Source organism: Massilia putida, assembly GCF_001941825.1.
Classification (GTDB): domain Bacteria; phylum Pseudomonadota; class Gammaproteobacteria; order Burkholderiales; family Burkholderiaceae_D; genus Telluria; species Telluria putida.
On sequence record NZ_CP019038.1, the window covers coordinates 6489452 to 6513775 of the forward strand.

General features: G+C 67.9%; 16 protein-coding genes. 12 read left to right on the forward strand and 4 right to left on the reverse strand.

The genetic code is table 11. The features are described from left to right. Nucleotides 1-2: 2 nt before the first annotated feature. The 3 genes from BVG12_RS31195 to pdxR form a co-directional block, all read right to left on the reverse strand. Nucleotides 3-1982 carry an HlyD family secretion protein gene (locus tag BVG12_RS31195; protein ID WP_075795798.1) on the reverse strand — a complete coding sequence of 660 codons (1980 nt, stop codon included), beginning with the start codon at nucleotides 1980-1982 and terminating at the stop codon, nucleotides 3-5. Beyond that, entirely contained in the window at nucleotides 1979-2650 is a 672-nt protein-coding gene (locus BVG12_RS31200) for an ABC transporter ATP-binding protein (protein WP_075795799.1), read from the reverse strand. Before BVG12_RS31200 ends, BVG12_RS31195 begins: the two co-directional genes overlap by 4 nt. Nucleotides 2651-2733: 83 nt before the next feature. Then, nucleotides 2734-4143 carry a MocR-like pyridoxine biosynthesis transcription factor PdxR gene (pdxR, locus tag BVG12_RS31205; RefSeq protein ID WP_075795800.1) on the reverse strand — a complete coding sequence of 470 codons (1410 nt, stop codon included), beginning with the start codon at nucleotides 4141-4143 and terminating at the stop codon, nucleotides 2734-2736. Nucleotides 4144-4243: 100 nt separating this feature from the next. On the opposite strand from pdxR, the gene BVG12_RS31210 reads away from it, so the two are divergent. The 8 genes from BVG12_RS31210 to BVG12_RS31245 all read left to right on the forward strand — a co-directional run bounded on the left by BVG12_RS31210 (nucleotide 4244) and on the right by BVG12_RS31245 (nucleotide 13400). Continuing rightward, nucleotides 4244-4696: a carboxymuconolactone decarboxylase family protein gene (locus BVG12_RS31210; protein WP_075795801.1), complete on the forward strand. Its 453-nt coding sequence runs from the start codon at nucleotides 4244-4246 to the stop codon at nucleotides 4694-4696. A gap of 11 nt (nucleotides 4697-4707) precedes the next feature. Further along, on the forward strand, nucleotides 4708-5121 hold the full coding sequence (locus BVG12_RS31215; RefSeq protein WP_075795802.1) for a cupin domain-containing protein: 414 nt from the start codon (nucleotides 4708-4710) through the stop codon (nucleotides 5119-5121). Then, entirely contained in the window at nucleotides 5118-5762 is a 645-nt protein-coding gene (locus tag BVG12_RS31220) for an HD domain-containing protein (protein WP_075795803.1), read from the forward strand. The genes BVG12_RS31215 and BVG12_RS31220 overlap by 4 nt, the downstream gene beginning before the upstream one ends. Before the next feature lie 199 nt (nucleotides 5763-5961). Beyond that, nucleotides 5962-7323: an MFS transporter gene (locus BVG12_RS31225; RefSeq protein ID WP_075795804.1), complete on the forward strand. Its 1362-nt coding sequence runs from the start codon at nucleotides 5962-5964 to the stop codon at nucleotides 7321-7323. Nucleotides 7324-7411: 88 nt separating this feature from the next. After that, on the forward strand, nucleotides 7412-8428 hold the full coding sequence (locus tag BVG12_RS31230; protein WP_075795805.1) for a LacI family DNA-binding transcriptional regulator: 1017 nt from the start codon (nucleotides 7412-7414) through the stop codon (nucleotides 8426-8428). Nucleotides 8429-8566: 138 nt separating this feature from the next. Continuing rightward, nucleotides 8567-10582, forward strand: coding sequence for a heparinase II/III family protein (locus BVG12_RS31235; RefSeq protein ID WP_075795806.1), 2016 nt, complete (start codon nucleotides 8567-8569; stop codon nucleotides 10580-10582). 16 nt (nucleotides 10583-10598) lie between these two features. Beyond that, nucleotides 10599-11765, forward strand: coding sequence for a glycoside hydrolase family 88/105 protein (locus BVG12_RS31240; protein WP_229503764.1), 1167 nt, complete (start codon nucleotides 10599-10601; stop codon nucleotides 11763-11765). Between the two features lie 294 nt (nucleotides 11766-12059). Further along, entirely contained in the window at nucleotides 12060-13400 is a 1341-nt protein-coding gene (locus tag BVG12_RS31245; RefSeq protein ID WP_075795808.1) for an MFS transporter, read from the forward strand. Here the strand turns inward: BVG12_RS31245 and BVG12_RS31250 are convergent. Continuing rightward, on the reverse strand, nucleotides 13339-14412 hold the full coding sequence (locus BVG12_RS31250) for a LacI family DNA-binding transcriptional regulator (protein ID WP_075795809.1): 1074 nt from the start codon (nucleotides 14410-14412) through the stop codon (nucleotides 13339-13341). The two genes, BVG12_RS31245 and BVG12_RS31250, sit on opposite strands and share 62 nt — an antisense overlap. Nucleotides 14413-14694: 282 nt before the next feature. On the opposite strand from BVG12_RS31250, the gene BVG12_RS31255 reads away from it, so the two are divergent. The 4 genes from BVG12_RS31255 to BVG12_RS31270 all read left to right on the forward strand — a co-directional run bounded on the left by BVG12_RS31255 (nucleotide 14695) and on the right by BVG12_RS31270 (nucleotide 24200). Beyond that, a complete protein-coding gene (locus BVG12_RS31255) occupies nucleotides 14695-17562 on the forward strand; it encodes a TonB-dependent receptor (protein WP_075795810.1) in 2868 nt (955 codons plus the stop codon). Between the two features lie 24 nt (nucleotides 17563-17586). Further along, nucleotides 17587-19932, forward strand: coding sequence for a beta-galactosidase (locus BVG12_RS31260; RefSeq protein WP_075795811.1), 2346 nt, complete (start codon nucleotides 17587-17589; stop codon nucleotides 19930-19932). Between the two features lie 16 nt (nucleotides 19933-19948). Continuing rightward, the gene (locus tag BVG12_RS31265; RefSeq protein WP_075796673.1) at nucleotides 19949-21202 is read left to right on the forward strand and encodes a DUF2264 domain-containing protein; all 1254 of its coding nucleotides are present in this window, start codon (nucleotides 19949-19951) and stop codon (nucleotides 21200-21202) included. A gap of 229 nt (nucleotides 21203-21431) precedes the next feature. Beyond that, the gene (locus BVG12_RS31270; RefSeq protein WP_075795812.1) at nucleotides 21432-24200 is read left to right on the forward strand and encodes a TonB-dependent receptor; all 2769 of its coding nucleotides are present in this window, start codon (nucleotides 21432-21434) and stop codon (nucleotides 24198-24200) included. Nucleotides 24201-24324 lie beyond the last annotated feature (124 nt).

A 24324-nucleotide genomic window follows, 5' to 3' on the forward strand; every position in this document is an offset into this window, starting at 1 on the left:
TCTCATGGCTGGGGCGCGGCGGCCGCCACGGTTTGGAGCGCGCCCGGCAGCAGTTCCACCTGGACGGCGGCGCCTGGCTTCAGGTCTTTGGGCGGCGCGTCGAATTCGAGCTGGACGTCGCGCACGACGAGCGCCTGCGCCGCCGATTTGCTGTGGAAGACGCGGCCCAGGCCCGTCACGCGCGCCGCCAGCGCCTGGCGCGATCCGCTCACGGTGACGCGCGCCGCCTGGCCGACCTGCACGCCCGCCGCCTGCGCTTCCGGCACCTTGGCGTCGATGCCCAACTGTTCCGGATCGGCCAGCGTCGTGACCGACAAGCCCATCCAGACCTGGCTGCCGACGGTGAATTTGCTGCCGTTGAAGCTGATCCGGTGCAGCACGAGCCCACGCCGCGGCGCCAGCACGGTGAGCGCCGCCTGGCCCTTGGCGAGGTCGGCGATCTGCGCCCGCAGTTGCGCCACCTCCGACTGCAGGCCGGCACGTTCGGCCTGGCGCGCGCGCCGCTGCGCTTCGTTCTGGGCCTGCATCAGCTGCGCCAGCCGGGCCTTCTCGGCGCGTTCGATCACGAGCTTGTCGTAGTCGACGCGGCGGATCAATTCCTTCGGCTGGCCGGCCTTGCGCTCGGCCTTCTCGGCATTGCTCTGCGCCTCGGCCTGCGCCAGCACGCCGGCGCGGTCGGCCTCGAGCTGGTCCAGCTGCAGCTTGTCCAGGGTCCGCTCGCGTTCCTTGAGCGTGCTTTGCAGCCCGATCATGCGCGTCGTCACCTCGGTCGCTTCGAACACGGCGATGGGCTGGCCGGCCTGCACCATCATGCCTTCGGGCGCGAGGAACGCGAGCTTGTATTGCCAGACGTACGGAATGGACGGCGGCGCCACGGAGAACGTCCGGCGCGACGCGATCTCGCCCTCGATCGTCAACGCGCCCGCGGCGGCGGCCTTGACCGGCAGCGTCGCCGCCGCGGCCGCACCCTGCGCCAGCGGCTCGACCAGCACGCTCATGCCCGCCGTCAGCGGGAGACCGTGATTTTCCGGCAGGTCGATCCTGGCGCGGAAATAGCGTCCCAGGCCCCAGCGCGGGCGGGCTTCCGGTGCGCTCGTGATGCTGGCCAGCGTACCGGTGAGCGCGATGCCGGGCAGGGCGTCGAAACGTACGCTGACGGCCTGGGCGTCGCGCAGCCATGGACGGTCCGCTTCCAGCACCCAGGCCGTGACGACCATGCGGCCGTTGCCCAGCACCGTGCCGGCCGCATTGCCCGGCCATGCCGTCGAGCCTTCGTCCATCCGCTCGCCGTTGTACGGGCTGTAGCCGTGCACCACGACGCCGTCGCGCGTGGCCCGCACCTGCGACTGGGCCAGCTGGGCGATCAGGAAGGCTTCGTTGATCTGCAGTTTCTTGATTTCGAGCGCGCCGTCTTCCTTGCGGCGGTCGACGGCCGCGCGGGCATTTTTGAGGTTGTCCTGCTTGATCGCGAGGTCGCGCGTGGCGCGGTCCAATTCGGCCTGATGGCGGTCGTAGTCCAGCGCCGCGATCTGCTGTCTGGGCAGCGCCGCGTCGACCTTCGCCTTGTCCAGCGCGGCCTGCGCGCCGACCAGCGCCTTCTCCGCCTCGACGGCGGTGATGTCGAGGTTGGCCGTCTCGCTGTCGGCCTTCGCGCGGGCGCGTTCGCGTTCGATCCTGAGCTGGTCGATATTGGTGTTGCCGCCGTCGGTGCGCAGGACCACGTCGCCCGCCTTGACCTGCGTGCCTTCGGGAAGAAAGGTGCGCAGGACGATGGGCGCACTGTTCGACGGCGGCACGAAGATCGTCTGCGAATCCAGCGCTTCCACCTCGCCGGTCAGCAGGACGGGACGCGGCTCGGCGTTCGTGGCAAGCGCCGGCGTCGCGGCGGCGGGCGGTTTGGCGGCGGTATAGGCGTGGGACACGGCGACGGCGGCCGCGAGCACCGGCAGGGCGCACGACAGGAGGATGGTGCGCCGCTTCACGGCTGGCCGGCGGCCACGCGGCCGTCACGCAGGTGGATGGTGCGCTGCGCGCTGGCGGCGATGGCCGGGTCGTGGGTGACCAGCACCAGCGTCTGGCCGCCGGCATGCAGTTCGCGCAGCAGGGCCATCACGTCGGCCGCGCTGTTCGAATCGAGATTGCCGGTGGGTTCGTCCGCGAGCAGCAGGTCCGGCCGGTTCAACAGGGCCCTGGCGATGGCGGCGCGCTGCAGCTGCCCGCCGGACAACTGGCCCGGCAGGTGATCGAGGCGCTGCCCGAGGCCGATGCGTTCCAGCAGCGCCCGCGCGCGGCCGGGCGCGTCCGGGTCGGGCTCGCGGGCGTAGCGCTGCGGCAGCAGCACGTTTTCCAGCACGGTCAGGCGCGGCAGCAGGTGGAACGATTGGAACACGAAGCCGATGCGGCGGTTGCGTACGGCGGACGCGGCGTCGTCGTCGAGGGTGCTGATCTCGTCCTCCGCAAGGCGGTAGCGGCCGCTGTCCGGACGGTCCAGGCCGCCCAGCACGTTCAGCAAGGTCGATTTGCCGGAGCCCGACGGCCCCATGATGGCGACGAATTCACCCCGCGTCACGCGCAGGTCGATGCCGTCGAGGGCATGGATGTCGCTGCCGCCCAGGCGGTAGGTCTTGCGGATGGCATTCAGTTCGATCATGCCGGAAAGTATTTCCGATTGAACAATAGTTTGTCAATTGTTAAAAACGTCGGCCGCCATACGATTTTGTCATTGCAACAATCTCACGCACCGCGCACGAGGTCCGCCAGGCGGCGGCAATCGGCCGCGAGACGGTGTTCACCGGCATTCGTCACGCCCAGCAGCAGACCGCTCGTCCGGGGCTCGTGCGCGTACCACGGCGACAGCGGCACCGGCGCCATCCCGGCCTGCAGGGCGCGCGCGGCGACGTCGACATCGGATACGCCGTCGCGCAGCCGGGCGACGACCGCCATGCCGGCCGTCGCCTGCACGGTGATCGCGTCGCGCGCCTCGTCGTGCAGGCAGCGCAGCAGCGCCGCGCGCCGGGCCGCATACAGACGTTTCATCCGGCGCAGGTGGCGCAGGTAGTGGCCTTCCTGGAGAAAGCCCGCGACGGCGCGCTGGATGGGCGCGCCGGGCGCCGGCGCGAGGCAGGCGGCGACGTCGCCGAACCGGCGCGCCAGCGCCACGGGCACGACGAGGAAGCCCAGGCGCAGCGCGGGGCTGATGGTCTTGCTGAACGTACCGATGTGCAGCACGCGGCCGCCGTGGTCGAGCGAGGCGAGCGCCGGGGCCGCGCGGCCTTCCAGCTGCAGCTCGCTCAGGTAGTCGTCCTCGACGATCCACGCGCCGCCGGCCTGCGCCCAGTCGAGCAGGGCGCGCCGGCGCGCGAGCGTCATCGTCATGCCGAGCGGCGCCTGCTGGCCGGGCGTCACGACGGCCAGCCGGGCGTCCGGCGCGCGCCGCACGCCGGCGGCGACGTCGAGTCCTTCCGCGTCGACGGGGACGGCCGTCACCGCCATCCCGCCCAGCGCCAGGGCGGTGCGGGTCAGCGGGAAGCCGGGGTCCTCGAACCAGGCGCGTTGGCCTTCGAGCCCGAGCGCGCGCAGCACGAGCCCCAGCGCGCCCGCGAAGCCGGCCGTGATCAACACCTGCGAGGGACTGCAGCGGATGCCGCGCGCGATGCCCAGATACGCCGCGACTTCGCGCCGCAGGTCGGGGTCGCCGCGCGGATCGGGGTAGCCGACGGGCGCCGCCGCCGTGTGCCGGGCCGCGCGCGCCAGCATGCGCGACCACAGTTTATACGGGAACGCGTCCTGGGCCGGGACGCCCATCTGGAACGCCAGCGGCGCCGCGCCGAAGGCGTGGAACAGGTCCGGCATCGGCGCCGTCTCGGCGGCGCGCTCTTTGGTGCCGGCTGCGGCCGGACGGTCGGCGACGCGCGTGCCGGCGGCGCCGAAGCTCGTCGCGAGCTGCTCGTCGATCAGGCGTTCATAGGCCAGCCGCACTGTGCCGCGCGAGACCCCCAGCTGGGCCGCCAGGTCGCGCCAGGACGGGAGCTTGGCCTGCGCCGGAATCTGCCCCGACTCGATCGCGGCACGGATGGCCGCGTAGATCTGCGTGGCGAGGGGGATTTTCTTGACGCGGTCGAGGCCGATGGAGAGCGGGGTCATGGCCGATGGTACATTAAAAATGATCGAACTTGGCACTGTTTTCTGGCCACCTGGAGGCGCATGATCCGCCTGCGGCATGAGCCGTTCAAGGAGAAACAAGATGACGCAACGCATGGATTACAACGCGGCCACCCCGGCCGGCATGAAGGCACTCGGCGGCGTGTACGGCCACGTGCTGCAAAGCGGCTTGCCCAAGGTCCTCGTCGACCTCGTCTACCTGCGGGTATCGCAGATCAACGGCTGCGCCTATTGCATCGACATGCATTCGCGCGACCTGTTGAAGGAAGGCGTCACCGTCGACAAACTCGTGCTGGTGCCCGCGTGGCGCGAAGCGGGCGGCCTGTTCAGCGCCACGGAGCGCGCGGCGCTGGCCTGGGCCGAGACGGTGACCCGCGTGGCCGACACGGGCGTGCCGGACGCGGCGTATGCCGCCGCCGCAGGCGTGTTCGGCGAGCAGCAGCTGGCCGACCTTACCATCGCGATCGGCCTGATGAACGCGTACAACCGCATGGCCATCAGCTTTCGCGCGGTCCCGGCCGCGGCGGCCCGTTGAGGAGGGGCGTGATGAAACGGATGATGTCTTGCGCGTGCCTCGTGCTGCTGGCCGCGGTATCGTTCCCGGCCGGTGCGCGCGGGTCGCAGGAAACCGTGAAGCCGCTGTTCCACCGCGCGCTGCCGAACGTCCCCGGCAAGGCGCTGGTCGCGGTGGAGGTGACGTTCCCGCCGGGGGCTTCCGCGCCGCCGCACACGCATCCGCGCTCGGCGTTCATTTACGCGCAGGTGCTGTCCGGCGCCATCGTCAGCGCCGTCGACGACGCGCCGCCCCGCGCCTACCGGACGGGCGAGGGCTGGTACGAGGACCCGGGCGCCCGGCACCGGGTGACGCGCAATGCCAGCAAGGACAAGCCGGCCAGGCTCCTTGCCGTGTTCGTGCTGGACGAGGGCGAGCAGCCGTTGGTGCTGCCGCAGGCGCGATGAACACGCCCGACATCGGCGGCATCCGGCTGCCGGACAGCCGCATCGCCCGCGAGATCACGCAGCTGGTCCGCGATACGGAAAGCGACATGCTGTTCCACCATTCCGCCCGCGTGTACTGGTGGGGCGCGTTGGCGGGCAGGCGGCAGGGACTCCCGTTCGACCCCGAGCTGCTGTACGCGGCCGCCATGTTCCACGACATCGGCATCACGCCGCACTACCACGGCAGCCGGCTGCGCTTCGAGGTCGACGGCGCGAACGCCGCGCGCGATTTCCTGCGCGGCCACGGGATCGCGGCGCGCGACGTCGAGAAGGTCTGGCTGGCCGTCGCCCTGCACACGACGCCTGGCATTCCCGAGCATATGCACCCGAAGGCGAGCCTCGTCCAGGCGGGGGCGGGAATGGACATGGCGGGCCGCGGCTACGCCGCGTTCACGGCGGCGGAACGCGACGCGGTGCTGGCGGCGCACCCGCGCGGCGACGATTTCGCGAGCGGCGTCATCGATACGTTCTACGAGGGACTCAGGCGGCGGCCGGAGACGACGTTCGGGACCTTCAACGACGATTTCCTCACGTTCAGGGATCCGCATTTCGAGCGGGGGAATATGTGCACCATTCTGCTGAATTCTCCATGGGTGCGCTGATCCCTTCGGTTATCTGCAACTAACCGACAAGCGTGCAAGAACGGAAGGACAAAGGCGGGCAGGCGCGCCGGGCGGTGTGGTTGTTCGGTTATCGCACATGTGGTTGACTATCGAACGGGGCCGCGCTAAGCTGGATCGGACAACGGCGACCAACAGCCGACCATTGCCCAGCCGGCCCCGCAGCCCATCGGAGACAACCATGAACCATCAGGACCTCGACGTCCAGGCCTTCATCAACCGCCATCCCTTTTCGCCCTACCAGTGGCTCGTGTTCGCCACGTGCTTCGTCATCGTCCTGCTGGACGGCTTCGACACGGCCGCCATCGGCTTCATCGCCCCATCGCTGCTGAAAGAGTGGGGCGTGGGCAAGCCCGCGCTGGCGCCGGTGCTGTCCGCGGCGCTGTTTGGCCTCGCGGCGGGCGCGCTCGTCGCCGGGCCGCTGGCCGACCGTCTCGGGCGCCGCGTCGTGCTGCTGGCTTCCGTCCTCGTGTTCGGCACGGCGTGCGGCGCCTCCGCCTTCGCCACGGGCCTCGAAGGATTGACCGTGCTGCGCTTCGTCACCGGCATCGGCCTGGGCGCGGCGATGCCCAATGCCGTCACCCTGATCAGCGAATTCTGCCCGGACGCCCGCCGCGCCGTCATCACGAACGCGATGTTCTGCGGCTTCCCGCTGGGCGCGGCGTGCGGCGGCTTCCTCGCCGCGTGGATGATCCCGCAGTGGGGCTGGCGCAGCGTGCTGGCACTGGGCGGCATCGCGCCGGCCGCGCTGCTGCTCGTGATGGCGTTCACCTTGCCGGAATCGGTGCGCCACATGGTGGCCCGCGGCGCTCCCGCCGACCGGATCCGCGCGGTCCTGCGCCGCATCCACGCCTCGAGCGCCGAGGCCACGCGCTACGTGATGGCGGAGCACGCTGGTCAACCGTCCGGCGGCGGCTTCGGCGTGCTGTTCGCGCGCGCCTACGTCGTGGGCACCGTCATGCTGTGGCTCGCCTACTTCATGGGCCTCGTGATCTTCTACGCGCTGATCAACTGGATGCCGATCCTGTTCAAGGAAGCGGGCCTGCCCGCACGGACGGCCACCCTGATCGCCGCGCTGTTCCCGCTGGGCGGCGTGGGCGCGATCCTGTTCGGCTGGCTGATGGACCGCTACGACGCCAACCGCGTCATCGCCAGCGGCTTCGCGCTCACGTCGCTGGCCGTGTTCACGATCGGCCAGGTGGCCGGCGACGTCGGGCTGCTGACCGTGACGGTGTTCGTCGCCGGCGCGTTGATGAACACCGCGCAGTCGTCGCTGCCGGCGCTGGCGGCCGCGTACTATCCGACGCAGGGCCGCGCCACCGGCGTCGCGTGGATGCTGGGGATCGGGCGCTTCGGCGGCATTGCCGGGTCGTTCCTCGTGGCGGAGCTGGCGCGGCGCCAGCTGCCGTTCGGCCAGGTGTTCATGGTCGTGGCAGCGGCGGCGCTCGTATCGATGGCGGCCCTGCTCGTCAAGCTGGCATCCGATCGCAACAAACCGAAGAGCGGCGATCCCGCGCTGCGCACCCGGGTGGGCGCCCACTGACGCGGGCACCGATTGCCGGCCTTGCCTGTTCGACATCAATCAGGTAACGTTGGAGCCTTGCGCTCCAGGGCGGCGATTCGGAATCGGGATGCAGAAAACCAGTACGTTGACGGAAGTGGCGCAGGAGGCGGGCGTGTCGCTGATCACGGCGTCGCGCGCGCTGCGCGGCGTCGGCCGCGTGGCGAAGGAGACGCGCGAGCGCGTGCTCGCGGCGGCCGCAAAGCTGGACTATACGCCGGACATGATCGCGCAGAAGATGCGGGGCGGTAACTCTGGCCTGATCGGCGTCTTCGTGAACGGCTTCCGCTCGCTCGTGATGCACGAACTGCTCAGCGCCCTCAACGACGAGGCGCGCCGGCTCGGCTTCGACCTCATCGTCTTCAACGCCGACCACTTCGACGACGCGCGCCGCGCCGGCACCGCGGAGATGCTGCGCAAGCTGTGCGACGGCCTGCTCCTGCTGCTGCCCGATTCGAACGACGGCCTGCTGGACCGGCTGGAACGCGCCCACGCCCCGTGCGTCCTCGTGAGCTTCGCGGGCCGCCAGATCGACCTGCCGGTCGTCCTCGGCTCCAACCGCCTGGCGGCGCGGGCCGCCGTCGAGCACCTGCTCGGGCTGGGCCACCGCCGCATCGCCTTCATCGCGGGCACGTCGTTCACGGGCCAGAGCGAGGAGCGCCAGCGCGGCTACGAGGATGCGCTGCGCGCGGCCGGCATCGCGATCGAGCCGGCCTACCAGCGCCAGGGCGACTTCAACGACGCGAGCGGCTTCGTCGAGACGCAGGCGCTGCTCGCGCTGCCGCATCCGCCCACCGCCATCTTCGCCGCCAACGACGCGATGGCGTTCGGCGCGCTGGACGCGCTCTCCACCGCCGGCCTGAAGGTTCCGGACGACGTCTCCGTCGTCGGCTTCGACGACGTGATCCGCGCCGCCTTCGTCCATCCCAAGCTGACTACCGTGCGCCAGCCGCTCAACGAGATCGCGATCCGGGCCGTGGCGGAACTGGTCAATGCCATGCGCACCGGACGGGCCGACGGGTTCCGCATCGAATTGCCGGCCCGCCTCGTCATCCGCGACTCCACCGGGCCCGCGCACAAGGGCTGAACAGGGCGCTGACCGGCGCCTGGATGGCATCGTTACCATCCGATCCCTCCCTACGTTTCGACCAAGCTCTTGATCGAAATTCTATTGTCTTTTGCCAATGCGAGTGGTAACGTTGTCTCACCTTATCACGGAGACGACATGAATCGAAGGGATGCGCTGACCTGCGGCCTGGGTGCGCTGGCGCTGGCGGTCGTGCCGCGCCCGGGCGCGGCCGGCCTCGGCACGGCGCCGGCCGGGCAGGGCGGCGTGGCGCAGGCGCCGCGCGTGCCCAAGCGCTACCTGCGCACTGTGGTCGACGAGGCGCTGCTGCGGCGGCACCTGGCGCCGGCGGACGCCTGGCATCCCTATCCGCAGGCGGGCGACCGCGCCGCCTGGTCGCAGGTGCCGGCCGATGTGGCCGAGGCGCTCATCGCCCGCGCCGATGCGTGGCTGGGCACCGAGTGGCCGCAGCTGCCTGCCAGCCTGTTCCTCGAATTCGCGGAAAACGGCAAGCGCACGCACTACGAACAACGCTATTTCGAGCGCCGCAGCCGGCTCGCCGGCCTCGTGCTGGCGGAATGCGTGCAGGGCCGGGGCCGCTATCTGCACGCGATCGCGGACGGCGTCTGGCACGTGTGCGAGGAAACCTTCTGGGGCCTGCCGGCGCACAGCGGCATGCAGAAAAGCGGCGTCGGCCTGCCCGATGCGGCCGAACCCGTGATCGACCTGTTCGCGGCGGAGACGGGCGTGACGCTCGCGTACGTCCACTACCTCCTGGGCGCGCAGCTTGCTACGCTGTCGCCGCGGCTTTCGGCGCGCATCGCGGCGGAAGTCAAACGGCGCATCCTCGATCCGGGCTGGCAGCGCGACGATTTCAAGTGGATGGGCCTGACGGTCGCGAACAATCAGCGCAAGGAGCCGCTGAACAACTGGACGTCGTGGATCGCGTCGAGCTGGCTGGAGGCGAACCTGCTGCTGGAGCCGGACCCGGAGCGCCGCATCGCGGCCACTCTCAAGATCTGCGGCTGCCTGGACCGCTTCCTGGAAGATTATTCGGACGACGGCGCCTGCGAGGAAGGACCCGGCTACTGGACGGTGTCCGCCGGCCCCTATCTGGACAGCCTGATGGCGCTCGAGGGCGCGCTGGGCGGCGGCGCCGCTCTCGCGGACGACCCGTTCGTACGCCGCATGGGGCACTACGTGCTGGACGTACACGTGGCGGGCGACTGGTTCGTAAACTACGGCGACGCGCATGCGAAGGTCCGTCATTCGCCGCCGCTGCTGCACCGCTTCGGCCGCGCCACCGGCGACGGCGAACTGGCCGCGTTCGGCGCGTTCCGGGCGCCCGCGCGCGGCATCGTGCTCTCCGACCAGGGCCGGCTCGCGCGCGACGTGGCCGACGTGCTGGAGGTCGCGCGGATGCGCGCCACGAAGGGCCGGGATGCGCTGCAGCGCGCGGCGTGGTATCCGGCCCTGGGCCTGATGACGACCCGGACGCAGGCCGGCTCCGCGCAGGGATTCTTCCTCGCCGTGCAGACGGCGTCGAATGCGCGCAGCCATGGCCACCACGACTCCGGCAGCTTCATCGTCTTTCACGACGGCCTGCCCGTGTTCGTCGATCCGGGCGTGGAAGCCTATACCGCGCAGACGTTCGGCCGCGATCGCTACACCATCTGGACCATGCAGTCGGGCTTTCACAACCTGCCGCTCGTCGGCGGCGGGATGCAGCGGGGCCGCGACGCGCGCGACCGGGCGGGCCGGGTGCGCGTCGACGACGACGGCAAGGAGACCGGCATGACGATGGACCTGGCCACGGCATACGGTCCGGAGGCCGGCATCGAGGCCTGGGAGCGCCGCGTCGCGCTGGACCGCGGCGCCGGCGCGGTGACGCTGCGCGAGACGTTCCGGCTGTCCCGCGCCGCCCCCGTGACGCTCGTCTTCATGACGCCGCGCCGGCCCGACGCGGCGCTTGCGGGCATCGTGGCGCTGCCCGTGGCCGGCGGCCGGACCGTGCGCCTGCAGTTCGACGCGCGCGCGTTGGGGGCAAGCGTCGAGCCGCTGCCGCTGGCGGACGCGGGCCTGAAACACGAATGGGGCGCCACGCTGTACCGCGTCAAGCTGGCGTCCACGCAGCCGCTTTCCGCGGGCGACCTGGCCGTAACGATAGCGATATGAATCCGAGGGAGTCCAATTGAACAAGCGAGTGATGGCGGGCATCCTGGCCGGCGGCCTGCTGCTGGGCGGGTGTGCGGACATGCCGAACCACCGTGCGGCGGCGCCGGCGCAGGAACGACATCCCGCGGTCCCGACGCGCGCGGAAGCGCTGGCCGTCATCGACAAGGTGAACGGCTACTGGCAGCGCGCGACGCCGGCGACGGAATGGTCGTTCTGGAACGTGGCCGTGTACCACACGGGGAATCTGGCCGCGTACGAGGTCACCGGCAACGAGGCGTACCGGCAGTATTCCGAGCGCTGGGCAGAGTACAACGGCTGGAAGGGCGCGAAGTCCGACGACAAGTCGCAATGGAAGCTCACGTACGGCGAGACGGACGACCACGTGCTGTTCGGCGACTGGCAGGTGTGCTTCCAGAGCTATCTGGACCTGTACCGCCTGGGCCCGCAGGATCCGCGCCGGGTCGCCCGCGCGCGCGAGGTGATGGGCTACGAGATCGGCACCGACCGCGTCGATTACTGGTGGTGGGCGGACGGCCTGTACATGGTGATGCCCGTGATGACGAAGATGTACAAGCTGACGGGCGACCGGCGCTACCTCGACAAGATGGTCGCCTATTTCCAGTACGCGAACGGCTTGATGTACGACGCCGACACGCACCTGTATTACCGCGACGCCCGCTACGTCTACCCGCAGCACCAGAGCGTCAACGGCAGGAAGGACTTCTGGGCGCGGGGCGACGGCTGGGTGTTCGCCGCGCTGGCCAAGGTGCTGGCGGACCTGCCGCGCACCGACCCGTACCGCCCCATGTTCGAGGAACGCTTCCGCGCGATGGCGCAGACGCTGAAAGACATCCAGCGTCCGGAAGGCTACTGGACGCGCAGCCTGATCGACCCGGCCCACGCGCCGGGACCGGAAACGAGCGGCACGGCGTTCTTCACCTACGGCATGCTGTGGGGACTCAACAACGGTTTGCTGGACCGCGCAACCTATCTGCCCGTGGCCGCGCGCGGCTGGGATTACCTGACGCATACCGCCGTCCAGCCGGACGGCAAGGTAGGTTATGTGCAGCCGATCGGCGACCGCGCCATTCCCGGCCAGGTCGTGGACCGCGATTCGACCGCGCATTTCGGCGTGGGCGCCGTGCTGCTGGCGGCGTCCGAGATGGCGAAGCTCGCCCACTGATTCCCTCCTTGACAGGCCGCGCGCCCGTGCTCGGCCTGCCCTGGGATGGCAGGTTCGCAGGTTCGGGTCAGAGCCCAATTTCGGTCAATGTCCAGTCTGCAACGACTCTGCGGTTTCGAGCCGTGGCACCGTCACGGCGATGGGGCCGTCCGGCCCGGCCGCTAAGCAAAATTGCGTCAAAGATCGTGCACCAAAAAGGGCTCTGACCCCGAATTTTCTGACCCCGAATTAAAAAGCTTGCAGTTTTTTTAAGCTGGCGCGATGCTTTAGCTCTTGTTAGTGGGAAACGCGTCCATGTTGGAAGACAAAAGCGCCTACGCCGCCGGTTCGTTGCGTTATACCGTGGCGGGCCTCGCCATCGTCGTGTTCTGGCTGTTGTTCGGCGAATTCGCCATCGCCTTCCGCGACCGCTCGGCTATCCCGGGCGTCATGGAATTGCTGCGGCAGCACCACGCCAGCGACACGATGATCGCCGTGCTCGTGTCGGCGCTGCCGGCGCTGCTCGGCTGCGTGCTCGTGCCCATCGTCGGCTTCCGCTCCGACCGCTTCCGCAGCCGCTGGGGGCGGCGCCTGCCGTTCCTGTTGGGGATCACGCCCGTCGCCGCGCTCGCGCTCGCCGCGCTGGGGAATTGCACGGCGTTCGGCCGCGTCACCGACCGCCTGCTGGGAACGATGTCGCCCGGCGCGGACGCGTGCGTGCTCGCGTGGTTCTGCCTGTTCTGGACCGTGTTCGAAGGCGTCGCGCTCGTCACGGTGGCCCTGTACGCGGGTCTCGTGAACGACATCGTGCCGCGCACGGTGCTCGGACGCTTCTACGGGGCTTTTCGCATCGTCAGCCTGATCGCCGGCATCCTGTTCAATCTCTGGGTCTTCCGCCTCACGGAACACCATCTGCGCGAAGTCTTCCTCGGCATCGGCCTGTTCTTCGGTATCGCCTGCATGCTGATGTGCGTGCGGATCAAGGAGGGCGAATACGGCCCGCCCGCGGTGGACGGCCAGGGTCCGCTGACGTGGCGCGCGATGGGCCGGGCCTACTGGCGCGATTGCTTCGCCGACCGTTACTTCCTCCTCGTGTTCCTCGCGCTGACGGCGTCCGAGCTGACGTTCATGCCGTTCAATACCTTCTCGCAGCTGTACGCGGAATCGCTGGGCATGGAGAAGGCGCAGCTGGGCAAGCTGCTGGCGACGTCCTACGCCCTGTCGATCGGCCTGTCGTCCGTGATCGGCTGGCTGGTCGACCGCTACAGCGCGGCCAGCGTCACGGTGTGGACGATGGGGCTGTACCTGTGCGTGGCGTGCGGCGGTTTCCTCGCCGTGCAAGACCTGCACAGTTTCGCCGTCGTCTACGTGCTGCACGTCGTCGTGGCGGGCACCTACTACACGGCGGCCGCGTCGCTGCCGATGGTGCTGTTCCCGCGCGCCCGCTTCCTGCAGTTCGACGGCGCCAAGCGCGTGCTGTTCTCCACGTCGAACATCGCGCTGAGTTTTCTGCTCGGCCCCATGCTCGATTCGACGAGCCACGATTACGGCCTGACCCTGCTGGCCGGGGCGCTGCTGGCGCTCGCCAGCGTCGTCACGTTCCGGCGGTTGTCGCGCGCCGCGCGCGGGAGGGTCGGCGCGGCGTCGTCGGCGTGACGCCGGCGGCGGGACCCGTCGAACCGCGCACGACGAGCTTCGCGGGGAAGGCGATGCGGGCCGGTTCCGTGGACCGTCCCGCAATCATGCCCACCACTTCGCGCACGGCATATTGCGCGATGGCGTCGAACGGCTGGTGCATCGTCGTCAGTTTCGGGAACACGCAGCCGGCCGTCGGGATGTCGTCGTAGCCGATTACGGAGATGTCGCCGGGGACGCTCAAGCCGCGGCTGTTGATGGCGTCCATGGCGCCGAACGCCATCTCGTCGTTGGCCGCGAAAATGGCGGTGGGCGGAACGGGGAGGGCGAGCAGCTGTTCGGTGGCCGCGTAACCCCCCGGTTGCACGAACGCGCCGTTGACGACGAGCGCGGGGTCAAGCGCGATGCCGGCCGCCGCGAGCGCATCGAGGTAGCCCCGCTCGCGTTCCGCGCTCTGGCCCGTGCCCGGATTGCCGGCGATGTAGGCGATGCGGCGGTGGCCCAGCGCCAGCAGGTGGTCGACGGCGGTACGCGCGCCCAGGCGGTTTTCCGCCGCCACGACGGGGACGGCGACGGGGCGCGCATCGAAGCAGAGCACGACGCTGGCCAGCTGCTGGCGCTCGATGGCTTCCAGGTAGCGGTCGTCCGCGCAGGGCATCACGAGCAGCAGGCCGTCGCACAGCTTGCCCAGCAGGTCGCACGTGGCCATGCGGTCCGGGCTGTCGAAGCGTTCCGCGTTGAACAGCAGGAGGTCGTAGCCCTCGGCGCGCGCATGCGTGCTGAGGGCGCGGATGATCTCGTGCAGCACGACGGGGCCGTAGTTGTTGACGAACACGCCGAGCAGCCGGCTGCGGTCGCCGCGCATGCGCCGCGCCAACGGGTCGGGCGTGTAGTGCAGTTGCGCGGCGGCGGCCAGGATGCGCTCGCGCGCTTCGGCCGATACATAACCTTCGCCGCGAATGGCGCGCGACGCCGTGATCGGCGCGACGCCGGCGAGCCGGGCGACTTCACTGAGTTTGCTGACTTTACGCATGACGGGGAGTTTGACGGATTAATGAGACAACGTACATCACAAAATTCGTCAAAGGTATGACTGTTTAATATGCCTGCCGCCACAACAAGACAGGGAGTTTGCCGAAACATCGATGCTTTCCCTGTAAAAACAAGGGCTTACGCAGGATTTGCCGCCGTTCGTATGCTATTGCCGATTAATAATCGCTTGTGGTAACGTGACCATCGGCCGGCGTAAAGACTAAGCGACTATGCCCCAGCCCGGCACGAACTGGTCCAATAACGACACAAGAATGGAGACAAGATGAACAAGAAGTTGCTCGCCACGCTGCTGCCGGTGGCGCTGGCCGCGGCATACGGGAACCAGGCGCTGGCCCAGGACACGCCGCAACCCGCCGCCCCGACGGCCGAGCCGGCCCCGCCGGCGGCGGACGCTCCCGCCGCGACGACCGTCGTCGTGACGGGCTTCCGTTCCAGCCTGCAGAAGGCGTTGAACCTCAAGCAGCAGGCGATCGGCGTGCGCGATTCCATCGTCGCCGAGGACATCGGCAAGTTCCCCGAGGCGAACGTGGCCGAGTCGCTGCAGCGCGTGCCGGGCGTGATCCTGAACCGCGACGAAAGCTCGGCGGAAGGCCAGCGCATCTCCATCCGCGGCCTGCCGACGGAATATTCGGTGACGACCCTGAACGGCGCGCCCGTCAACACGACGTCCACCAGCACCATCGGCAGCGCGGCGCGCGGCTTCAACTACGACGTGTTCGCGTCCGAACTGTTCGGCCGCGTCGACTTCTACAAGACCCCGCTGGCCGAGCTGACGGAAGGCGGCATGGGCGGCGTCGTCGACCTGCAGACGCCGCGCCCGTTCGACAACCCCAAGCGCACCGTACGCTACGCCGTCACCGCGGCGTACAACACGATGTCGGAGAAGACCGATCCGAGCGGCTTCGCGCTGTATTCGAACACGTGGGGCCCGTGGGGCTTCCTGGCCGGCGTCGCCCATTCGAAGGCCGTCAACAACCGTTCCGGCTTCGAGGCGACGGGCGGCTACAACAGCTCGCGCCGCGGCAGCGCCTCGCCCGTGCTGGGCAACTTCGCCATGCAGCTGGACTACGACGACCCGCGCGCGAACCTGTCGGGCTATACGCGCGACCAGATCGACAACGCGCTGCTGCCGCGAATCTACCGCTTCTACGGCTCGCAGAACCGGCGCTCGCGCGACGGCCTCGTGACGTCGCTGCAGTTCAAGGAAGGCGGCCTGAATCTCAGCCTGGACGGCCTGGCCTCGCAACTGAAGAACAGCCGCGACGAGCTGTATTACGGCATCCTGATCCGCAACAGCAAGACGACGAACCGCAACGCGCCTGCCGGCCAGACGGGCCACAACGGCCTCGTCCCGCTGAACGTGCACATCGATCCCGCGTCCGACCTGCTGACGGGCACCTTCGGCAATACGTCGTACAGCAGCGGCGTCACGTACGGCGACGACAAGACGAAGTTCGGCTACCTCGCGTTGAACGGCCGCTGGGAAGTCAAAAAGGGCACCGTGCTGACCGGCCAGCTGTCGGCCAACAACAGCGACGCGACGAGCTACCAGGACACCTTGTCGGGCCAGATCTTCGGCGTCGATTCCACCATCGACTACGGTTCGGACCACGTGTACCCGTCGATGTCCTCGCCCGTCGACTACACGAACCCCGCCAACTTCACGGGCTTCGGCGTCAACACGGGCTGGACGCGCGAGACGGACAAGGGCCGCCAGGCGCGCCTGGTGCTGGACCAGGACTACGACCTGTGGGGCGGCTGGACCGGCCACTTCAAGGGCGGCATCGTGTACGTCGACACGACCAAGGGCGTCGAGAAGCGCAACGCGACGTCCGACATGACGAAGACGCTGAACCAGCTGGGCGACGCCGGCCTGCGTTCCGGCATGGTGTCGAAGCTGCCGATCTCGAACCTGGACATGGGCGACGGGTGGCCGCACCAGTTCGGCACCTTCACGCGCAGCTACACCATCGGCACGTTCGATCCGCTGGCCTACAACACGGGCGCCACGTTCACGCCGGCGCAAAGCTTCGGCGCCGAAGAAAAGGTCACGACGGGCTTCGCGCAGTCCGACTTCAAGGGCGAGGTCCTCGCGCGCGAACTGCGCATCAACGCCGGCGTACGCTGGGCGGAGACGAAGCTGGGCATCGCCAACTTCAAGAAGTCCGGCGCGGGCAATACCTATCTGCCGAACCAGGAACACGGCAAGTACACGAACGTGCTGCCGGCCGTCAGCGCCGCGTACGACCTGACGGAAGACCTGATCTGGCGCGCCTCGTACGGCAAGACGATCAGCCGCGCGTCGCTGTCGATCATCGCCGCGCAGACCGTCATCCCGAACCCGTTCGACAACACGGCCACCGCCGGCAACCCGAACCTGAAGCCGCAGCAATCGAAGAACCTGGACACCAGCCTGGAATGGTATTTCAAGCCGGGCAGCGTGCTGTCGGCCGCATACTTCAAGAAAGAGCTGACCGACGCCACCGTCTCGAGCACGACGCAGACGACGTTCGGCGCGCTGGGCCTGCCCGACACGGCGCTGGGCGCGATCTTTCAGGACAAGAACGGCCACGTCGATCCGAACCTGCCGATGACCCTGCGCACCTACGGCAACGCGGGCCAGCAGACGCTGAAAGGCTACGAGCTCGCGTACCAGCAGGACTTCAACTTCCTGCCCGACCCGTTCAGGGGCCTGGGCGCGCTGGCGAGCTATACGCACATCGACCCGTTCAACAGCCAGAAGTGGATCACGAACGCCGGCAAGGAAATCCAGGTCAACTCGGTGCCGAAGTACGCGTACAGCTTCACGACCTACTACGAGCGCGGCCCCCTGGCCATGCGCCTCTCGTACAACTACAAGGGCCGCTCGCTGCACGGGGATAATCCGAAGAACAACGGCGACGATCTGATCCGCTGGCGCGCCGCACGGGGCTACCTGGACGGGAACATCAGCTATAAACTCTCGGAGAACCTGGAACTGCGCGTCGATGCGCTGAACCTGTCCAACACGCTGTCGTACGATTACTTCGAAGACGCGACCGGGCAGTACGGCGACGGCCACCGCACGCGCATGGATTATGCGAAGTACGACGGCCGCACGATCAAGATCGGCATCCGCGGCAAGCTGTAATTCTCGACCTTTACCGACGACGACATGACCATCAGTTTCCAACGCCGGCGCCTGCTGCAGGGCGCAGCCCTGCTTCCGTTCAGCGGCACCATCCACGCGGCCGTCTCGCACCGCTTCGCGATCGACGACCGGAACTTCCTGCTGGACGGGACGCCGCTGCAGATCCGCTGCGGCGAAATGCACTTCGCACGCGTGCCGCGCGAGTACTGGTCGCACCGCCTCAAGACCATCAAGGCGATGGGCCTGAACGCGGTGTGCGCCTACCTGTTCTGGAATTACCACGAGTGGCGCGAGGGCCGCTACGACTGGGCCGCGCAGCGCGACGCGGCGGAGTTCTGCCGGCTTGCGCAGGAAGAGGGCTTGTGGGTGATCCTGCGCCCCGGCCCCTACGCCTGCGCGGAATGGGAGATGGGCGGTTTGCCGTGGTGGCTGCTGAAGCACGACGGCGACGCCTTCCTGCGCACACGCGACGAGGCTTTTCTAGCGCCCGCGCGGCGCTGGCTGAAGGAGGTCGGGCGGGTGCTGGGGCCGATGCAGGTGACGAAGGGCGGCAACATCCTGATGGTGCAGGTCGAGAACGAGTACGGTTTCTTCGGCGAGGACCTGGGCTACCTGCGCGTGCTGCGCCAGGCGCTGCTCGATGCCGGCTTCGACGTGCCGCTGTTCCAGTGCAATCCGACGAACGCCGTCGCGCGCACGCACATTCCCGAATTGTTCTCGGTGGCGAACTTCGGCAGCGACCCGGCCGCCGGGTTCAAGGCGCTGGACGCCGTGCAGAAGGGCCCGCGCATGTGCGGCGAATATTATTCCGGCTGGTTCGACACGTGGGGTTCGCCGCACCGCCGCGGCGGCGTCGAGGGCGCGACAAAGGATATCGCCGCGATGCTGAAGGCGAACGGTTCGTTCAGCCTGTACATGGCGCACGGCGGCACGACGTTCGGCCTGTGGGGCGGCTGCGACCGCCCGTTCCGGCCCGATACGACGAGCTACGACTACGACGCGCCGATCGGCGAGGCGGGCTGGATCGGCGAGAAATTCGACGCCTACCGCGCCGCGATCACGCCGTTCCTGGCGCCGGGCGAAAAACTGCCGGCACCGCCCCCGCGCATGCCCGTGATGACGATTCCCCCGTTCGCGCTGGCGGAATCGGCCGCCGTGAAGTCCGCGCTGCCGGCACGCGCGATCCAGGACGTGTCGCCCCGTCCGATCGAACAGTACGACATCAGCCGCGGGCTCGTCTCGTATCGCGTGACCCTGCCGGCCGGCGCGGCGGGCGTGGTCGAGGTGGCGCGCGCCCGCGACCTGGCGTGGGTCAGTCTCGACGGCAAGCCGGTCGGCACGCTGGACACGCGCTACCGCCGCTACAAGGTCGACGTCCCGGCCCGCGGCAAGCCGGCGACGCTCGAGATCCTGCTGTACACGATCGCGCGCGTGAACTTCGGCCCCGAAGTCCACGACCGCAAGGGCATCCACGGCCCCGTGACGTTCACGCCGAAGGGCGGCGCCGCGCAGCCGCTGGAACACTGGGAAATCCGCGCCATCGATTTCGACGCGGACGGCGTGCTGCCGCCGCTCGCGTTCAAGAAGGGCCGGGGGAAGGGCGCCGCGTTTTACCGGGGCAGCTTCGACGCCGCCCGTACGGACGATACGTTTCTCGACATGTCGGCCTGGGGCCAGGGCGTCGTGTGGATCAACGGCCGCTGCCTCGGGCGCTTCTGGAGCATCGGCCCCACACAGACGATGTATCTGCCGGGACCGTGGATCCGCAAGGGCCGCAACGAGGTCGTCGTGCTGGACCTGACCGGACCGCGCGGGCAGGGCGCGCCGACGATCGCGGGCCTGGCCGAACCGATCCTCGACCAGCTGCACCGCGAACGCGATTTTCCCCGTCCTCCGAGCACCGCGCGGCCGCATCTGGACGGCGTGAAACCCGTGCACGAGGGCGAATTCGCGCCCGGTTCGCAGACCCAGGACGTGCGCTTCGCCGCGCCGGCAACGGGCCGCCAGTTCTGCCTGGAGGCGCTGGACGCGTTCGACGGCAAGCCGTATGCTGCCGTGGCCGAGCTGGCCCTGCTGGACAAGGACGGCAAGCTGCTGGACCAATCCAACTGGACCATCGCCTGGGTCGACAGCGAGGAAGCGACGAAGGAAGACGGCGGCGCGCTGAACGCGATCAATGGCCAGAACAGCGATTACTGGATCACGGCGCTGAAGGGCGATGCGTATCCGCACCGGCTCGTGCTCGACCTGGGCCGGCCGATGGAAGTCGCGGGCTTGCGCTACGTGCCGCGCCAGGGCCCGGATGGCGTGGCGGGACGCATCCGCCACTTCCGCGCGTATGTCGGCGACGCGCTGGTGGCGGACCAATGACGAGCAAGGGACGCGCATGAAACGACGACACTTCATGGGCAGTTTCGCGGCGGCTGCCGGCGCGTTGGGCGTGCCCGGCGCGGCCCCGGCGGCGGCGCCCGCGAGAACGGGCACGGAGCGCGACTGGATGCTCGGCCTGCTGCAAAAGATGGCCGAGCCGGTGCTGTCCGCGATGGCGCGGGGCGAACTGAAAAAACGCTTCCCGCTCGAACTGAGCCCCACGTGGGATGGCCGCAGCCCGCAGGTCGCGTACCTGGAATGCTTCGGCCGGCTGATCGCCGGCATCGCGCCGTGGCTGGCGCTGCCGACCGATGCGACGGCGGAAGGGCGCTTGCGGGAGCGTCTGCGCCAGCTCGCGCTGCAGTGCTACGCGCATGCCGTCGACCCGGCGAGCCCGGATTACCTGGGGTGGCGGGCCGGCGGGCAGGCGCTCGTCGACTCGTCCTATTTCACGAATGCGCTGATCCGTGCGCCCAAGGCGTTGTGGGAACCGCTCGACGCGACGACGAAGCAGCGCATCGTCGCCGAGATCAAGGGCTTGCGCAGCATCGAGCCGCCGTACATCAACTGGATGCTGTTCGCGGCGATGAACGAGGCGTTCCTGCTGTCGGTGGGCGAACAGGCCGATCCGATGCGCACGAACGTCGCCATCCGCAAGGTCAATGAATGGTATGTCGGCGACGGCTGGATCAAGGATGGCGAGACGTTCCACTTCGACTACTACAACTCGTACGTGATGTACCCGATGCTGTTCGAGATCCTCGAGGTGCTGGAGCGGCACGACGCGCCGTTCTGGAACGGCAAGCCGGCGGACCTGCGCGCCCAGGCGTTGAAACGCATGCAGCGCTACTGCGAGCACCTGGAGCGTTTCGTCTCGCCCACCGGCACCTATCCGCCGATCGGGCGCTCGCTCACCTACCGCACGGCCGTGTTCCAGCCGCTCGCGCTGCTGGCGTGGCGCAAGCAGCTGCCGGCCAGCCTGCCCGAAGGCCAGGTGCGCGCGGCCATGCAGGCCGTCCACGACGCCGTGTGGTCGGACCCGACCAACTTCACGAAGGACGGCTATCTGACGATCGGCTTCGTCGGGCACCATCCGGAACTGGCCGACATCTATTCCAACAACGGCAGCATGTACATCGCGTCGGAAAGCCTGCTGGCGCTGGGCCTGGCGCCGGGCGATTCCTATTGGACGAGTCCGGCGCAGGACTGGACGCAGAAAAAGGCCTTCGCGGGCCGCGCCTTCCCTAAGGATTACGCCGTCGCTTACTGACGTCCCGGCATGCCGTGCGCATCGTCCTATATGTTTATGGCATGCCAGAGCGTAAAGAATCCATAGTGGTATCGATTGCAGTGCTACGTACAATAATCCGGTACGGGCGTACAGACAGTGGCGATCCCGACGCGACAGCCCCCTTTTTGCGTCGTTTTGCGACAACGTTGTCGCTTCCGCCCCGGACATAACGAGCAAACATTCATATAACGGAGAATGGGAGACAAGCATGGAGAAAACCAGGATTTGCAAGACCGTACTGGCGGCGCTGATCGCCGAACTGTGCGTGACGGCCTATGCCGGTGCGCAGACCACCAACGAACAACAGGCCCCGTCCGACGTCCAGCAGGTCGTCGTGAGCGGCATCCGTGCATCCCTGTCGTCTTCCTTGATGACGAAGCGGCTGCAGGAAGGCATCGTCGATGCCGTGTCGGCCGAGGATGCCGGCAAGTTCCCGGACACGAACATCGCCGAGTCGCTGCAGCGCGTCACGGGCGTGCAGATCCAGCGTAACAACGGCGAGGGCCGCTACATCTCCGTGCGCGGCCTGGGCCCGGAATTCAACAACGTCCTGATCAACGGCCGCACGATGACGAGCGATACGGGCGGACGCGAATTCTCGTTCGACGTGCTGTCGTCCGACCTGATCTCCAAGGCCATCGTGTACAAGACGTCGCAGGCCTTCCTGCCGGAAGGCGGTATCGGTTCGACGGTCGACATCCAGACGATGCGCCCGCTGTCCGGAAAAACCGGGCAGTCCACCGTGGTCAACGTTTCGGATTCGTACGACAACAATTCGAAGAAGAACACGCCGAACGTCAGCGCCCTGTACAGCTACGCGAACGCGGAGAAGAATTTCGGCGTGTCCGGCTCGCTGTCGTACACGGACCGCGCATCGCGCCAATATAAGGCCCTCAACGACGCCTGGAACCTGCTGGACGTAAAGACGATCAACGGCAACCTGAATTCCAAGGGGCTGACGGCCGCCGACGTCACGACCAAGAAGCTGCTCATGCCGCAAAGCTACGGCTTCCAGAACGAGGACGAGAGCCGCAAGCGTCTCGTCGCCAACACGACGGTGCAATACAATCCGTCGTCCACGTGGAAGATCACGGCCGACGCCTTGTATTCGCGCCTGAACCAGCGCAACAAGGTGATTGCCATCAGCGACTGGATGAATCCGACCCAGCTGAACGTGAAAGCCGACGCGAACGGCCAGGTGACGGGTTTCGACCGTCCCGGTTCGATCTTCGTCGCCAACAATCCGGGCCTGAAGGCGGCGGGCATCCTGTCCGAGGCCAATTCGAACGACATGATCGTCAAGGGCGGCGACCGCCTGTCGACCACGCTGGCCTATGGCTTGAATTCGAAGTGGACGCTGTCGCCGGACTGGAAGGTGGAAGCCGACCTGGCGACGTCGCGCACGGCGATCGGCTATCCCGACCTGTGGATCGTGGCCGGCATGGTGCCGAAGAATGGCGACGTGCTGACCTTCGGCTCGACGCCGACCGTGACCTTCGGCGATGGCATCGCGGACCCGACGGCCGTGCGCGCCCACGCCGTGGGCAACAACATCGACACCAACCACGACAACCTGCACGAAGGCCGCCTGAACGCGTCCTGGAATGCGGACATGGGCGTGTTCAAGGGCCTCGACTTCGGCACGGCGTATTCGCAGCGCAAGGTCGAGCACATTTCCTGGAGCTCCGATTCGTGGAACGCCTTCTCCGGCTACCACGTGTCGCTGCCGTCGTCGCTGTTCACGGTGACGCCGCTGGGCAATCCGTTCGGCAGCGGCGGCGGCGTGCCGGCGAACTTCCTGAGTTTCGATCCGTACGCCTACATGGCTTACCTGAACCAGCCGTCCCTGATCCCGCAATCGAACGACCCGGCCCATTATGCGGACAAGTCGATTTATCCGAACGGTCCGATGGCGATCGACTATACCAAGCCGTCGCTGTGGGCCGTGCGCGAAAAGGTGGGGAACGCCTTCGTCCAATCGAAGTGGGAAGGCGAGGGCTGGTCCGGCGACCTGGGCCTGCGCTACATGCACGTGAAGTCGGAGTCCTCGGGCACCAGCCGCATCCTGCTGTCGGCCGTGCAAAGCCCGAACGACACGACCTATATCCAGAACTGGGGCCCGATGCAGACGAACACGGTCGGCAACAGCTATAACGCGTGGCTGCCGTCCGCCAACCTGAAATTCGACGTCACGTCCGACATGCTGCTGCGCTTCGGCGCATCGAAGACGCTGACCCGTCCGACGCTGAGCCAGATGGGCGTCAGCAACTGGTACGGCGGCCGTACCGGCTACGTGACGAGCGGCGGCGGCAACCCGTACCTGAAGCCGATGCGTTCGACGAACTACGACGTGTCGTACGAATGGTATCTCTCGAAGACGAACTACGTCAGCGGCGCCTTGTTCATGAAGAAGGTGGCCGACTTCCTGGAGACGTCGCTGCAGGACACCAAGGTGCCCCAGTATCCGAACGAGATCGTGCACGACACCCGTATCCGCAACGGCCAGACGGGCACGATCAAGGGTGCGGAACTGGCTGGCCAGTACGCGTTCGACAACATCCATCCGCTGCTGCAGGGCTTCGGCGTGACGGCCAACTACACCTACGTCGATGCGGAAGCGAACCGCGATACGGCCTCGGGTCCCGTGACCTGCGGTTATCCCGGCCTGTCGCGCCAGTCGTACAACGCGTCGCTGTTCTTCGAAAACAGCAAGTTCCAGGCACGGGCCAGCTATAACTGGCGCAATCACTTCTCCATCGATTGCGGCGGCGGCAGCACCTTGCAGCGCAACCGCGCGGCCTACGGCCAGACCGATGCGAGCCTGCGCTACAACCTGACCGCGCAACTGTCGCTGTACGTGGACGCGATCAACCTGACGAACGCCAAGGTGCACGAGTACGCCAACAACGACAGCCAGTTCCTCACGCTGGAAAACGACGGCCGCCGCGTCAACGTCGGCCTGCGGATGGCGTTCTGACCGGATCCCGGCCGGGGAACCGGCCTTGACCTTCGACCGGCCCGCGCAATTTGATGCGCCGGCTGGTCATTTTCATTATTGCCGCAGTCGCCGGGCCACCCGGATAATGTTGAGTGACTACGTC